Source organism: uncultured Mesonia sp. (assembly GCA_947499595.1).
In the GTDB taxonomy this organism is placed as follows: domain Bacteria; phylum Bacteroidota; class Bacteroidia; order Flavobacteriales; family Flavobacteriaceae; genus Mesonia; species Mesonia sediminis.
In genome coordinates, this window is record CANMOY010000004.1 from 267,936 (window position 1) to 282,322 (window position 14,387).

17 protein-coding genes are annotated in these 14,387 nt (G+C 37.8%); 7 read left to right on the forward strand and 10 right to left on the reverse strand.

Annotation, left to right across the window (positions count from 1 at the left end; genetic code table 11):
- Positions 1 to 53: 53 nt before the first annotated feature.
- The 3 genes from ACH2AZ_RS06945 to recF are packed head-to-tail and all read right to left on the reverse strand — an operon-like array spanning position 54 to position 1,850.
- Positions 54 to 350: a DUF721 domain-containing protein gene (locus tag ACH2AZ_RS06945; protein ID WP_379046191.1), complete on the reverse strand. Its 297-nt coding sequence runs from the start codon at positions 348 to 350 to the stop codon at positions 54 to 56.
- A complete protein-coding gene (locus ACH2AZ_RS06950) occupies positions 334 to 774 on the reverse strand; it encodes a hypothetical protein (RefSeq protein ID WP_394907239.1) in 441 nt (146 codons plus the stop codon). The genes ACH2AZ_RS06945 and ACH2AZ_RS06950 overlap by 17 nt, the downstream gene beginning before the upstream one ends.
- Complete coding sequence (gene recF, locus ACH2AZ_RS06955) at positions 771 to 1,850, reverse strand: DNA replication/repair protein RecF (protein WP_394907240.1); 1,080 nt, start codon at positions 1,848 to 1,850, stop codon at positions 771 to 773. The genes ACH2AZ_RS06950 and recF overlap by 4 nt, the downstream gene beginning before the upstream one ends.
- 140 nt (positions 1,851 to 1,990) lie before the next feature.
- Between recF and ACH2AZ_RS06960 the strand changes: the two genes are divergently transcribed.
- The 7 genes from ACH2AZ_RS06960 (at position 1,991) to ACH2AZ_RS06990 (ending at position 8,231) form a co-directional block, all read left to right on the forward strand.
- On the forward strand, positions 1,991 to 2,773 hold the full coding sequence (locus ACH2AZ_RS06960; RefSeq protein WP_379045475.1) for a tol-pal system YbgF family protein: 783 nt from the start codon (positions 1,991 to 1,993) through the stop codon (positions 2,771 to 2,773).
- Between the two features lie 4 nt (positions 2,774 to 2,777).
- Positions 2,778 to 3,275, forward strand: a complete 498-nt coding sequence (gene ribH, locus ACH2AZ_RS06965) for a 6,7-dimethyl-8-ribityllumazine synthase (protein WP_394907241.1) — start codon at positions 2,778 to 2,780, stop codon at positions 3,273 to 3,275.
- 123 nt (positions 3,276 to 3,398) lie between these two features.
- Positions 3,399 to 3,689: a riboflavin synthase subunit beta gene (locus ACH2AZ_RS06970; RefSeq protein ID WP_147861038.1), complete on the forward strand. Its 291-nt coding sequence runs from the start codon at positions 3,399 to 3,401 to the stop codon at positions 3,687 to 3,689.
- Between the two features lie 3 nt (positions 3,690 to 3,692).
- A complete protein-coding gene (gene mutL, locus ACH2AZ_RS06975) occupies positions 3,693 to 5,549 on the forward strand; it encodes a DNA mismatch repair endonuclease MutL (RefSeq protein WP_379045469.1) in 1,857 nt (618 codons plus the stop codon).
- Positions 5,549 to 6,295: a rhomboid family intramembrane serine protease gene (locus ACH2AZ_RS06980; protein ID WP_379045466.1), complete on the forward strand. Its 747-nt coding sequence runs from the start codon at positions 5,549 to 5,551 to the stop codon at positions 6,293 to 6,295. The genes mutL and ACH2AZ_RS06980 overlap by 1 nt, the downstream gene beginning before the upstream one ends.
- Positions 6,296 to 7,192 carry a rhomboid family intramembrane serine protease gene (locus ACH2AZ_RS06985; RefSeq protein ID WP_394907242.1) on the forward strand — a complete coding sequence of 299 codons (897 nt, stop codon included), beginning with the start codon at positions 6,296 to 6,298 and terminating at the stop codon, positions 7,190 to 7,192.
- Position 7,193: 1 nt separating this feature from the next.
- Positions 7,194 to 8,231, forward strand: coding sequence for an endonuclease/exonuclease/phosphatase family protein (locus ACH2AZ_RS06990; RefSeq protein WP_394907243.1), 1,038 nt, complete (start codon positions 7,194 to 7,196; stop codon positions 8,229 to 8,231).
- Here ACH2AZ_RS06990 and ACH2AZ_RS06995 read toward each other — a convergent pair.
- The 7 genes from ACH2AZ_RS06995 to ACH2AZ_RS07025 all read right to left on the reverse strand — a co-directional run bounded on the left by ACH2AZ_RS06995 (position 8,201) and on the right by ACH2AZ_RS07025 (position 14,362).
- Positions 8,201 to 8,839, reverse strand: a complete 639-nt coding sequence (locus tag ACH2AZ_RS06995) for a WbqC family protein (protein ID WP_394907244.1) — start codon at positions 8,837 to 8,839, stop codon at positions 8,201 to 8,203. The genes ACH2AZ_RS06990 and ACH2AZ_RS06995 overlap by 31 nt on opposite strands.
- A gap of 1 nt (position 8,840) precedes the next feature.
- Positions 8,841 to 10,415: a signal peptidase I gene (gene lepB, locus ACH2AZ_RS07000; RefSeq protein ID WP_379045454.1), complete on the reverse strand. Its 1,575-nt coding sequence runs from the start codon at positions 10,413 to 10,415 to the stop codon at positions 8,841 to 8,843.
- A 26-nt stretch (positions 10,416 to 10,441) separates the two neighbouring features.
- On the reverse strand, positions 10,442 to 11,173 hold the full coding sequence (gene dapB / locus ACH2AZ_RS07005) for a 4-hydroxy-tetrahydrodipicolinate reductase (protein ID WP_394907245.1): 732 nt from the start codon (positions 11,171 to 11,173) through the stop codon (positions 10,442 to 10,444).
- Entirely contained in the window at positions 11,174 to 11,740 is a 567-nt protein-coding gene (locus ACH2AZ_RS07010) for a DUF5683 domain-containing protein (RefSeq protein WP_394907246.1), read from the reverse strand.
- A complete protein-coding gene (locus ACH2AZ_RS07015) occupies positions 11,733 to 12,629 on the reverse strand; it encodes a ParB/RepB/Spo0J family partition protein (RefSeq protein WP_394907247.1) in 897 nt (298 codons plus the stop codon). The genes ACH2AZ_RS07010 and ACH2AZ_RS07015 overlap by 8 nt, the downstream gene beginning before the upstream one ends.
- A 9-nt stretch (positions 12,630 to 12,638) precedes the next feature.
- Positions 12,639 to 13,403, reverse strand: coding sequence for a ParA family protein (locus tag ACH2AZ_RS07020; RefSeq protein WP_379045442.1), 765 nt, complete (start codon positions 13,401 to 13,403; stop codon positions 12,639 to 12,641).
- 74 nt (positions 13,404 to 13,477) lie between these two features.
- The gene (locus ACH2AZ_RS07025) at positions 13,478 to 14,362 is read right to left on the reverse strand and encodes an SDR family oxidoreductase (protein WP_394907248.1); all 885 of its coding nucleotides are present in this window, start codon (positions 14,360 to 14,362) and stop codon (positions 13,478 to 13,480) included.
- Positions 14,363 to 14,387 lie beyond the last annotated feature (25 nt).

Genomic DNA, 14,387 nt, shown 5'->3' on the forward strand with positions numbered 1-14,387 from the left:
AAGCTTAATAGCTTATTAAAAACCCAAAAAAGTTTATTTTTTGGGTTTTTTTATTAGCGTAAAATCAGCTTTTTGATTAAATCTTGTCCTAAAGATTCATTAAGCATGCGTATGATTTTTTCTTTTCCATAGCTGAGTTCTTCACGTAAAACAGAGGAGCTCAAACTTACAATGAGTGTGTCTTCTTTTAACCGAATAGTATTGGTGTATTTTTTTATGGCTGGCCCCATTTGGCTGTACCATACTTCTTTTACATTCACGTGATTGAGACCTTGATCTAATTTATTTTCTTTTACAAAGGCTTTTAACACGCTGCCTATGTCTTGTTCTTCGCTATTTCTCGCCATAATCGTATCCTTCAAATTTTTTATAGGTGTAAATAATTCCTTGGTGGTTGCGTACTTTAAACTGCTCGGGCGCTACCTGTAGTAGGGTTTCTTGCCAAGAATCTTGTGGGGTGCTATATTGTAACACTAGACTGTCTCCTTGTTGTAGAACTTTTATAGCTTCTTGCACGCCATTTGATTGGTAACCGCCGGTAAATTGCGGACGGGTTTTTTGCCGAAAGCCTTCGCCGTTTTCTAACTCAATATAATCTACGTTTTCATTAAACTTAAACGCAACTATTTGTCCGTTGGGTTTTTTAACCTCTTCGATTTCCCAATAGCCATTGAGCAATTGAGTGTCTTCAAGTTTAGGTTGATGGCTGCAGGCCAAAAGCACACAAAACAAAACCAAATATAGACTATATTGTAGCGTTTTTTTTAGAATCATAACTTTATTATTTTATAATCTGATGCGTATTTCTTGACTACCTCTTCTGTACGCTGGGCGTGGGTATCGCTTATAAACAATTGGCCTAAATTGCCTTGGGTTACCCATTGCACAATTTGCCCTACACGCTCTTCGTCTAATTTGTCAAAAACATCGTCGAGCAAAAGTATGGGTTTTACTCCAGTATGTTGTTGTAAAAAGTCATATTGCGCCAATTTTAAAGCTATAAGATACGATTTTTGTTGGCCTTGGCTACCAAATTTCTTTACGGAATAGTTTTTTATTTTAAAACTTAAATCGTCTTTATGCGTTCCTGCTCCCGTGTACTGGCGTTGTAGGTCTTTTTGTAAATAGCTATCGAATAAGGCAAGCGGACTTTCTTCTTTTAACTGACTGCGGTAATGTAAATCTACGGCTTCTTTTCCTTTACTGATGTGATGGTAACGGTCTTTAAAAATAGGGGTAAAAACCGAAAGGAATTCGCTGCGTTTTTGAAAAATTGACTCGGCCAGCGGACTCAGCTGTTCATTGTAAACACTCAGCGTTTCTTGATCGTAATGTTGGTTGGCTGCAAAATATTTGAGTAAAGAGTTACGCTGACTCAGCAACTTGTTGTAGGCCAAAAGATCGTTGAGGTAGGTTTTGTCGCTTTGCGCAATGATGCCATCGATGAATTTACGGCGAATCTCACTACCTTCAGTAATCAAGTCTCTATCGGCTGGTGAAATTATCACCACAGGAATAAGCCCGATATGCTCACTAAATTTCTCGTAATTTTTTGCATTGCGTTTAATTACCTTTTTCTGTCCTTTCTTAGCGCTTACCACAATATGTTCTTTGCGCTCAAGACGCTCAAATTCGCCCTCAATTACAAAAAAATCTTTCTTATGTTTGATGTTTTGACTGGTTACCGGATTAAAGTAACTTTTGCCATAGGCCAAATGGTAGATGCTGTCTAGGGTGTTGGTTTTTCCTACGCCGTTAAAACCCACAAAACAATTTATACGCGGATTAAATTCAAAATCTTCTTGCTCAAAGTTTTTGTAATTGACCAAAGCGAGTTTCTTTAAAATCATAAGATAGGCTGTACTATATGCTTAAACGTAAAAAAGTTTAAAAGTACAAAGTAAGTAGGAAAGCCAATTAAAAAATACAAATAAATTCTCTTTTTTATATCAATAAAAATTATATTTTTGCGCTTAATTAACTATTATTTATGGCAACTTACAAAAAGAGAGGATATAAGCCTAAGGCTAAAAAAGAAAGCGATGCAGTAGAAGAGAATTTTAACGAAGAAGAATCTACAACCGCAGAAGTATTTAATAACCTAGACGAAGGAGCCAACAAAACCGAAGAGTGGGTTTCTGAAAACCAAAAGCCAATTTTAATAGGAATTGGAGTAGTGGTGGTTGCTGTTTTGGGTTACTTAGCATTTACTAAGTTTGTACAAGAGCCAAAAGAATTAGATGCGGCCAATGATATTGCACAAGCACAAATTTATTTTGAAGACGCTTTAGACGCTTCGGGTAAAGCCCAAGATAGTTTGTACAACCTCGCTTTACAGGGAGGAAACGGTAAATTTGGTTTACTAGATGTTATTGATAATTACGGAAGTACGGCTACAGGAAATCTAGCACATTATTATGCGGGTATTGCTTATTTGAATACAGGAGAGTATAAAGAAGCGATTAATCATTTAGAGAAATTCTCAAGCGATGATGAGATTATAGCTCCTTTGGCTAAAGGTGCCATTGGTGATGCCTTTATGCAATTGAACCAGCCAGAAGAGGCCTTAGATTATTATGAAAAGGCAGCCAAATTACGTAAAAATGAATTTACGACGCCTAAGTTTTTACTAAAGGCGGCCATTACAGCCTTAGAATTAAAAGACGGTGCGAAAGCCGAAAAATATTTAAATCAAATTGATGCAGAATATCAAGATTCTGCAGAAGCTAGCGAAGTGGCCATTTATTTAGGTCAGGCTAAAGCAATGCAATAATTATATGGCAACAGCAGGTAAAAATTTATCTGAATACGACAAAGCAAGCATCCCAAACGCGAATAACTTTCGGTTTGGGATTGTTGTTTCAGAGTGGAATAGCGAGATCACCGAGAATCTTTTTCAAGGAGCATTCGATGCTTTAATCGATAATGGTGCCATCAAAGAAAATATTGTGCGGTGGAATGTACCCGGTAGTTTTGAATTGATTTACGGTTGCAAAAAGATGCAGCAATCCTATGATATGTTAGACGCAATTATTGCGGTAGGGAATGTAATTCAAGGCGAAACCAAGCATTTTGATTTTGTTTGCGAAGGTGTAACACAGGGTATAAAAGACTTGAATATTCAAAGTGATATTCCGGTGATTTTTTGTGTATTGACCGATAATACCAAGCAACAAAGCATAGACCGTTCTGGGGGTAAACACGGAAATAAAGGCAGCGAAACGGCCATTGCAGCCATCAAAATGGCAGCTTTGCGTCAACAAACCAAATTTTAAGGGTTATTCTCCCTAGAAAATAGCCGATTAGAACCCTAATCGGCTTTTTTTATGTTTATAAGTTTAGCTTGGCTAATTCGGTATTGTTTTTGATTTTCTTTACCTTTGAAAAGAGACTAGGTTATGGGAATTTTAAAGCGAAGAAAGAACAAGCAATTTAGTTATAAGCCCCGTTATTATGATGATAAAGGGGAGGGGAGTCCGTATAAAATAAAAACTAAATACGATCAATTTAGAAAGACTACGGGCAATCCTTTAGGCTTTGTAGGGAATGTAAAATCCGCTTTAGCTGAATTAAAAGAAAAAGACGAAGATCAAACCAGTCGCAAACGCATTTTGCTTATTGTAGCTATTCTTATATTCCTATTTCTATTATTTATCGAATTTGACTTATCTATATTTTTACCCGAATAATTTATGGGAGATATAATACAATTGCTACCCGACCATGTGGCCAATCAAATCGCAGCAGGTGAGGTGGTACAAAGGCCTGCCTCTGTAGTAAAAGAATTATTAGAAAATGCTATCGATGCAGGAGCCACTCAAATTAGCTTGGTTTTGAAAGATGCTGGTAAAACCTTAATACAGGTTTCCGATAACGGAAAGGGTATGAGTGCTACCGATGCACGATTGAGTTTTGAACGGCATGCCACCTCTAAAATTAAACGTGCCGAAGACCTTTTTCAATTAACCACAAAAGGCTTTCGCGGTGAGGCGCTGGCTTCAATTGCGGCCATTGCGCAAGTTGAGTTAAAATCGAAGCAAGAGCAAGATGAACTAGGTACTTGTATTAAAATAAAAGGGAGTGAGGTAGAATCTCAAGAGCCTTGTGTTACCCAAAAAGGGACTATTATAGGCGTTAAAAATTTGTTTTTTAATATTCCTGCTAGACGTAATTTTTTAAAATCTAACCAAGTGGAAACCCGTCATGTAATTGATGAGTTTCAACGCGTGGCTATTGCTCATGCACAAATAGGTTTTAGTTTGCACCACAACGGTAATGAATTGTTTAATTTACCAGCTACAAATGCTCGTCAGCGCATTGTACATATTTTTGGTAGTAAAACCAATGAAAAATTAGTTCCTGTTTCAGAAGAAACCGAACTGATTAATATCGAGGGATTTGTAGGAAAACCTGCCTATGCCAAGCGCACCCGTAGCGAGCAGTTTTTCTTTGTCAATAACCGTTTTATCAAGTCACCGTATTTGCATCACGCGGTAAACGCCGCTTTTGAAGGTTTGTTGCCCGATAAAGCCCAACCTTCTTATTTTTTATTTTTAAGCATCGATCCTAAGCGCATTGATATAAATATACACCCTACTAAGACCGAAATTAAATTTGACGATGAGCACGCTTTGTATGCAATTTTACGCAGTGCGATTAAACATAGTTTAGGGCAGTTTAATGTTGCACCTATACTCGATTTTGAAAGGGATTCGAGTTTAGACACCCCTTATGATCTTTCTAAGAAAGAAGTACAGGTTCCACAAATAGAGGTTGATCGTAACTTTAATCCGTTTGACACCGAAAAACAAGCGGCCAGTCAATCGGCAGCCAAGGCAATGGCATTTAATCGGCACACGGCTAAAAAGAATGCAGCTTGGGAGGCATTATATACACAGATTGATGAGCAATTACCCGAAACCAAAATCGAGGTTGAAAGTGAGGAAGTTACGGGTAACCTGTTCGGGCAGCAACAGCAAGACTTGAGCGGTGATAGTGTTTTTCAATTGCAAAAAAAATATATTGTTTGTCCTTATAAGAATGGTATGTTGCTTTTAGATCAAAACCGGGCTCACACGCGTATCTTATATGAAGAGTTATTGCGCAATATAACGGTAAAGGCTGCAGTAAGTCAGCAACTATTATTTCCGCTTTCTTTACAATATAACGCTATAGAGGTAGATATGCTGAGTAACTTACGCGAACACCTAGAGCAAATCGGTTTTATTTTTGATAGCATAGACACCTCCGAGGTGAGTATTAGTGGTATTCCTACGCTTATTAATGAGAGTGAAGTTTCTATTCTATTAGATCAGCTTTTAGCTGATTTTGAGCATGAAATCCCCGATAGCGGATTTTTACAAACCGATGTTTTTGCCAAGTCTATGGCGCGCAGTATGGCAGTAAAAAATGGCAGTGTGTTGGCTAAAGAAGAACAATTGGCTATAATCAATAGCCTGTTTGCGTGTAAAGAACCACAAATTTGTCCGAATAATAAAAAAGTTTTCGTACGTTTAGAAGTTGAAGACTTAGAGAAAAATTTCAGGTAATGGGAAGAATAACAGAGACGGTAAAAGTCTTATTGATAATCAATGTTTTATTTTTTTTCGGGAGTCAATTTTTAGGTGATTTAGCCTATCGCTTATTTGCGCTTTGGTTTCCAGAAAACGTGAATTTTCAGGTTTGGCAGTTGCTTACCCATATGTTTATGCACGGCGATTTAAGTCATATCCTATTTAATATGTTTGCTTTGTATATGTTTGGTAGCGTATTAGAACAGAGTATCGGGCAGCAACGTTTTTTGTTTTTATACTTTTCTGCCGGTTTAGGAGCAGCCGGACTTCAAATTTTGTTTAGTTATATCGATTACAACAGTGCTTTTAATGCTGCGCTTGAAGCTGGTTTTTCGGTAAACCAAATACAAGAAATGATTTACAATTACAGTAGCACACAACAAGTTTTTAGTGCCTTGCCTCAAAATGTTTCGAGCGATTTACTCAGTAATTATTATACTCCGATGGTAGGAGCTAGTGGAGCTATTTTTGGAGCGCTGGCTGCCTTCGCAGTGATTTATCCTAATTTACCTTTGTATATTATCTTTATACCTATTCCTATAAAAGCCAAGTATCTTATTGGGGGCTATTTTGCCATCAATGTTTATTCGGCGGTGACCGGTAGTACATTATTAGGGCCTAGCAATACAGCATATTGGGCGCATATTGGGGGAGCCGTGATCGGGTTTATAATGATGTGGTATTGGAAAAAAAATCAGTTTAACGCTAACCGGTGGAATTAGATGGATTGGAGAGATCAATTGCGTGTAAAGTACAAGACGGCTAATGTAGTTGAAAAACTCATTGCCTTAAATATTGGGGTTTTTGTATTGCAATTTTTATTTCAAACCCTAGCCTTTCTTTTTCAATTCTCAGGTAACTTTTTTGTTAATTGGTTTAGCTTTCCTACTCAAATAGAATCATGGTTGTATAAACCATGGAGTGTAATTAGCTACGCATTCTTACACGCTGGCTTTTTTCACTTGTTGTTTAATATGATAGTTTTGCATTTTGCCGGACGATTTTTTCTTACCTTTTTTGCTCCGAAAAAGCTATTGAATTATTATTTTTTAGGCGCTATAAGTGGTGCGCTGCTTTTTGCCTTGAGCTATAATCTATTTCCGGTGTTTTCAAACTTGGGCAATGTGCCATTAATCGGTGCGTCGGCTGCGGTTATGGCAATTTTGATTGGGGTTGCCACACAAGCTCCTCAAATGCAAATTCGTCTCTTGTTAATTGGTAATGTAAAGCTCTGGCATATTGCGGTGGTCTTTGTAGTTCTAGATGTGATCAGAATTCCTTTTGGTAATGCGGGCGGCCATATCGCGCACTTAGGGGGTGCCTTGTTGGGGTATGCTTATACCAAACAATTGAATAAAGGCAATGATATTGGCTTATGGTTTGAAAAAATTTTTGATGCTGTAGCCGGATGGTTTTCATCTGCATCTTCTAGCAAAAAAACACCATTTAAAAAAGTATACCGCAATCCGAGAAACACTTATACCGCTAAAGCCAAGCAAGCATCAAAGACGGATAAGCAAAAGAAAATAGATGCTATTTTAGATAAAATAAGTGAGAATGGTTATGAAAGTTTATCCAAGGAAGAAAAAGATTTCCTGTTTAAAGTAGGTAAAGAATAATATGAAAGGGCTCAGTGTCTTTAATAAATTGGTGTTTTTTATCAATACCCTTGTGGCTTTGGCATTATTGCTTGCCTATTTATTGCCCTATATTCCGCCTGTAACTTTTCCTTTTTTGTCCGTTCTCAGCTTAGGCCTACCCATTTTCTTTTTACTTAATTTTATATTTGTTATTTACTGGTTGCTAGGCTTAAAACGTCAAGTTTTCCTTTCTTTACTTATTATTCTAATCGGTTTTAACCACTTGTTATCTTTATATAAAATCAGGTCGCTTGAAGCGGAAGTAGATCCGCAAAAGGCTATAAGTCTTATGACCTTTAATGTAAGGCAATTTAATGTTTATGATTGGTTGCCTCAACCCAATTTAAAAGCACGTATAGGAGAATTTATAGCACAAGAAGATCCTGATATTTTACTGTTTCAGGAGTATAATCACCAGCAAGCCCCAGATTTATCACAATATGCCTATAGTTATTTGCCTGTTTTGAAAGGAAAAGCGAGTCAGGCTATTTATTCAAAATACCCTATTATTAATCGGGCTTCAGCCGATTTTAAGAATACAGGAAACAATGCACTATACGCCGATTTGGTCATTAAAGAGGATACCATCAGGGTTTTTAACATACACTTAGAAAGTTTAAAGATCAATCCTAGTGTAAAAGAGTTACAAAAAGAAAATCGGGAGCAATTAATCACCCGAGTGGGGCGAAGTTTTAGAAAACAACAGCAGCAAACCGAACAGATATTAGCATTGGTAAACCAGAGCCATTACCCGAGTATTGTGGCTGGTGATCTTAATAATTCGGCTTTTTCTTATGTCTACCGCCGTTTGTCAGAAAATTTTAATGACGCATTTAAAATGGCAGGAGAGGGCTTTGGTAAAACCTTTGTTTTTGATTTTATACCTCTTCGTATTGATGTTATTTTAACTTCGCCCGCTTTTAAGATTATAGATTTTAAAAACTACAGCGAACAGCTATCCGATCATTATCCTATTAAATCTACTTTTTACTTAGATAAATCGGTTGCTAATAAATAACTTGCGGCATTGTTCCCTTCATTAAATAGCAAATCAATTATCGATAGATTGGGAATAAAACCATGTTTTTCTTCAAATACTTGGCTGTAAGCATTCAGTTTAAACTGGGGGCTGCCCTTAGCATCTACCAAATAGCGACCGTCAAACTGAGCCGCATTCGTGGGTTTTGTTTGATATGTAGCTGTGAATTCTGGGTTCCAATCAATTTGCAGGCAATTGGCAATGGCTTGCATGGCATCGAGGTTAAATTCCCACAATGAAGTATAAGCTTTGTTGTATAAACTTATAAATTCATCTTCATAAAATTCAAAAAATGGCGAAGAGCGATAGGCCGCTTCAAGACTTTTAAAGTGGTTTTTTTGCCAGGCAAAACTATTTTCTATCGCCACTTCTTTGGTTAGCTTTCGCTTGTGCTTATCGCCTGTATGTTTTATAGGAATATTGAGTAGTAGCTTGCCGTTAGCTCCATAAATATACTGCCTGTTCCGGTAGGTTTGTTTTTGATAATTATCGCAAGCTTCAAAACTTATTTTTTTTGCCTGCAGCATTAAACTCCATTGTGCGATAGAGCCAAAATAAACCGGATGTACGAGAGCGTTTTCTACCATTTTACTCGCTTTTTTTCTTCTTTCTAAAAGTATTGTAACCAATCACAAGAATAAGGCCTATTACAAAGTAATAGAAATAAGAAACTGGTTCGCCCGATCCGCCAACGGTAGTAAACAACCTTTCCCAACGAATTTTATTCATAAATCCTTGTGCGTTGCCATCCCAACTCATCCAAATGAATACTGGTTTTCCTACAATATGGGTTTCAGGAACAAAGCCCCAGTACCTGCTATCTTCACTATTGTGACGATTGTCTCCCATCATCCAATAATAGTTTTGCTTAAAAGTATATTCTTGTATCGGATTCTCGTTAAGGTAAACTTGGTTGCCTTTTACTTGTATGTTTTGTGGAGTACCCCATTCGCTTCCTTCGTAAACTTCAATAATACGCTTGTATAGCGCTATATTTTCTGTTGTGATGGGAGTTGTGGCACCTTCCTGTGGAATATAAATTGGTCCTAACTGATCTTTATTCCAAGCGAAATTAGGGTCTTGAGGGAAAATACCAGCTTCGGCTTGACCGGCAGGATCAATATTTCTTCTTATCGAAGCGACATTAGGATGATTTTTAAAGCGTTGTAGCGCTTCTTCAGACAATGAACTAAAGTAATATTCACGGTTGTTCTGATTATACCAGCCAACCGGATCTGTAATATCATATTGTTCATATAAATAACGCAAAGAAAAGCCTTGCCCTTTGCCTTTTACGATATAAGAGTATTGCGGCTTGGCACGGTCATGTAATTGCAGCGGTTCTCCTTGAATATATATTTTTCCGTCTCGTATAGACAAGCTGTCGCCGGGAACACCTACGGCACGCTTAACGTAATTTGATTTTTTATCGATGGGTTTATAGTAACTGGCTTTCCCCTTATAACCAAAATAAGGAACGGTGTCTACCGGCCAGTTGAAAACTACAATATCATTTCGTTCTACTTCCTCAAATCCGGGTAAACGAAAGTAGGGGAGTTGAGGCCAATTGGTATAGGATTTAACGCCTAAAATAGGAATAGTGTCGTGTACCATAGGGAATGAAACCGTAGTTTTTGGAGTTCTGGCTCCATAATGAAACTTGCTAACAAAAAGAAAATCACCTACCAGTAGTGTTTTCTCTAAAGAGGAAGTAGGTATGGTAAAAGGTTGTATAAAATAGGTATGTACAATGGTTGCGGCTACAACGGCGAATAGGATAGAACTTACCCATTCTCCTACCTCTGTTCTAGGTTTAAGACTTCTATCTTTAATATGCTTTAAATCTGCGCTGTAATTGATGATGTAAATGTAAAAGCCCAAGCTTAAGATAGCTAACCAAGTATCTGCTACACGATGCTTCCCGAAACTTCTTAGTGTTTCTACCCAAAGCACAGGGAAAATGATGAGGTTTACAATGGGGATAAATAGCAAAATCACCCACCACCAAGGCCGATTGATTATTTTTAACAGTATTACGGCATTATAAACAGGAATAAACGCAGTAATGGGGTTTTGGCCCGCAGCTTTATACATCCTCCAGGTTCCTAAGCCGTGCACCAATTGTACGACCAAGAAAAACACAAACCACATAAATAAACTCATATTCTAACTTTTAATTCTTTTACTAATTATTTTTTTTCGTGTAGATTTAATACGTCTTGCATATTAAAAATACCTTGTTTTCCCTCTAACCATTCTGCGGCTACAACTGCGCCTAAAGCAAAGCCATCTCGTGAATTCGCTTTGTGTTTGATGCTAATCTCATCTATTTCACTCTTGTAGTTGACCCAATGCGTACCAGGAACATTCTCTTCTCGTATAGCGGTGATAGCTAAGGGCTTTGTTAGGCTGCCACTTTTAATTTGATTGTCATTGGTGAGCTGCCAGCCGGTATATGCTTGTTGAGCCATAAGATCCTCGGCTAGACTAATGGCCGTACCGCTAGGTTGATCTAATTTTTTAGTATGATGCACTTCGGTTAAGCTAGCTTTGTAATTGGGGTAGGGCTGGAGCAATTGAGCTAATTTTCGATTTAACTCAAAAAAAAGATTCACCCCCAGGCTAAAATTAGACGCATAAATAAATGCGCTTTTATGCTTTAAGCAGCTTTTATGCGCCTCTTCTAAATGGTCTAACCATCCGGTGGTGCCACTTACTACGGGAACGCCCAGTTTAAAGCATGTAGTAATATTATCAAAAGCAGCTTCTGGAATACTAAAATCGATGGCAATATCTTGCCGCTTTAAAATCTCCTCATCTAACTTGGTATTGGTTTTATAACCGATTTCATGGCCACGTTCGGTAGCTATTTTTTCGATGGTTTTACCCATTCTTCCGTATCCTAATAGCGCAATTTTCATTTATAACTTGTAATTTAATGAGAGTCCGTAAGCCGATTTGCCTGTAAACTCATCGATATTAAAACGAGGTTTAAGGCTGAGGTCTTCACTTACGTTGAATTGACTTAAGTGGGCATCTACATTGGCATCAATAATATTTAATATGTAGAAAGCCGCCGAAACCAATATAGATATTTCTTTATTTCTTCTAAATTGCCTTTGTGCATCGATTAAAGCCTCGGTTTGAAGAACGCCTTGAAATTCATCGTCTTCGTAACCTGCCAACCTGCGTTTATAGGCATCTCTGTACCGGTGATATTCTTTATTGTTCTCTATATAAAAATAGATACCGCCACCAATTCCGGCGTAGACCAAAGGTATTTTCCAATACTTTTTATTATAAGCCTGCCCCAATCCTGGCAAAACAGCCGAATAAAAAGCGGCTTTAGATGGCGCCAATGGGTCGTATTCTTTTGGTGATTCTTTTAATTCTTGGGTCCGATTTATACTCAGACTGTCGGTCTGACTAAACCCACTGAGCGACCCCAGTACAAAAACGATAAGTATAAAAAACAATCTGTTATTCACCTTGAATGAGTTTTGCCAAACGCTCAAAATCTTCTTGTGAAGAAAACGGAATAATCAATTTACCATTTCCTTTTTTTGTCATTTTAACATCTACTTTTGCACCAAAATAGCTAGAGAACTCTTTTACATCTTGTTTGATATGTTGTGGAATACTTGGAGGCTTGGCTTTAGACTTATTTTTACCGCTTTGACTTTCTTTAACTAGCTTTTCGGTTTCACGTACCGATAAGTTTTCACTGATTATTTTCTCGTAAATTCCTAACTGAACTTCGTGATCGCTTAGATTGATAAGCGCACGACCGTGGCCCATGCTCAAAAAACCATCACGCATCCCGGTTTGAATAATTGGGTCAAGTTTAAGTAATCGTAAATAATTACTAATCGTTGACCTATTTTTACCTATACGGTCGCTCAATTGTTCTTGCGTTAAATCGATTTCTTCTAAAAGCCGTTGGTAGGATAAAGCAATTTCTATTGGGTCTAAATCCTGTCTTTGAATGTTCTCTACCAACGCCATTTCTAACGATTCTTGATCGTTGGCAATTCGAATATAGGCTGGTATGGTTTTAAGTCCTACTAGCTTTGATGCGCGATAACGACGCTCTCCAGAAACCAGTTGGTATTTATTAAAATCAATTTTTCTTACCGTGATAGGTTGAATAACGCCAAGTTCACGAATAGAAGACGCCAAATCTTGAAGGGCTTCTTTATTAAAACTGGTTCGTGGTTGAAACGGATTTACCTCTACAGTGTCTAGCGGCAGTTCAACAATACTACCTACCACCTGGTCGGCATTTTTATCTTTAACCGATTTTATATCGTTTTCTGGATCGTTAAGTAAGGCAGACAATCCTCTTCCTAAAGCTTTTTTCTTGGTAGCCTTTGCCATAACATACTGCTATTTATTTTTATTGATAATTTCTTCTGCTAAGCTTAAATAATTGCTAGCTCCTCTACTTGCAGCATCATAATTTATAATGCTTTCGCCATAACTTGGCGCTTCACTAAGGCGAACGTTGCGTTGAATAACGGTTTTAAACACCATCTCGTCAAAGTGTTTTTTAACCTCATCTACCACTTGATTGCTCAAACGCAAGCGTGCATCATACATGGTAAGTAAAAGTCCTTCTATATCTAAGTTTTGATTATGAATGCGTTGCACACTTTTTATAGTGTTTAAAAGTTTGCCCAAACCTTCTAAGGCAAAATACTCACATTGTATAGGGATGATAACACTATCTGCGGCAGTCAAGGCATTAAGCGTAAGCAAACCCAAAGAAGGGGCGCAATCTATAATTATATAATCATATTGCTCTTTGAGATGCCTGATAGCCGTTTGTAACATATACTCACGCTTATCTTGATCTACCAGTTCAATTTCAATAGCCACCAAATCGATATGGGCCGGGATGATATCAACATTGGGCGAATCGGTTTTTAAAATCGCCTCCTCGGCTTTTGCGGTATGTTCTAATAGCTGATAGGTGCCTAACTCTATGCTTTCAATATCTATACCTAGACCAGAACTAGCATTTGCTTGTGGGTCGGCATCGATTAACAAAACCTTTTTCTCTAGAACGCCTAGAGAAGCAGCTAAATTGACTGAGGTGGTGGTTTTACCCACACCTCCTTTTTGATTGGCAATAGCAATTATCTTACCCATTAATAAAATCGGATTTTAGAAGGTAAAAATACAATTTATTCTAGCATTTAAAAATTGAAGTTGTTAACACTTTACTATGATTTTTTATTTTTTGCTTTTATCATGGTTTCAAGCATATCCCACATATGGTCTGGTACTTGTTCGAGTAAATTAAATTGCCCGGCTCCCTTTAGCCATTCTCCTCCGTCTATTGTGATGATTTCTCCATTTAAATAAGCCGAAAAGTCAGATACCATGTAGGCGGCTAAGTTGGCCAATTCTTGGTGTTCGCCAACTCGCTTTAAAGGTACTTTTTTGGCTAAATCAAATTTTTCTTTTAAATCACCTGGCAATAACCTATCCCAAGCGCCTTTGGTAGGAAACGGACCTGGAGCAATACCATTAAAACGTATGCCGTATTTAGCCCATTCCACCGCTAAACTTCTGGTGAGTGCTAACACTCCAGCCTTGGCAGTTGCCGAAGGAACCACATAGGCAGAGCCTGTAAAAGCATAGGTCGTTACAATATTTAGTACAGTTTTGTCTTTTTCTCCTTGGTCTATCCAGTGTTTACCTAGCGCCAAAGTACAGTTTTTGGTACCTTTTAAGACAATATCTATGATGGTATCAAAGGCGTTGGAAGAAAGCCTTTCTGTAGGCGAAATAAAATTTCCCGCAGCATTGTTTACCAAAACAGAAATGCTACCCATTTTAGCAATGGCTTTCTGTATCATTTGTTCTACTTGCTCATAGTGCCTCACATCACATGCAATAGCATGGCAGGTTCCGCCGGTTGCTGCACTCAGCTCTTGTGCGGCATTTTCTAATTTTTCTAAGTTCCTTGAAGTAATACAAACCTGTGCGCCCAACTCTAAAAAGTAACGGGTCATGGCTTTTCCTAAGCCGCTACCTCCTCCTGTAACCAATATGGTTTTGCCTTTTAAGGCATTATCGCGTAGCATTTTTTCTTGATAATTCATAATATTCTTTTTGTTTTACTAAGGT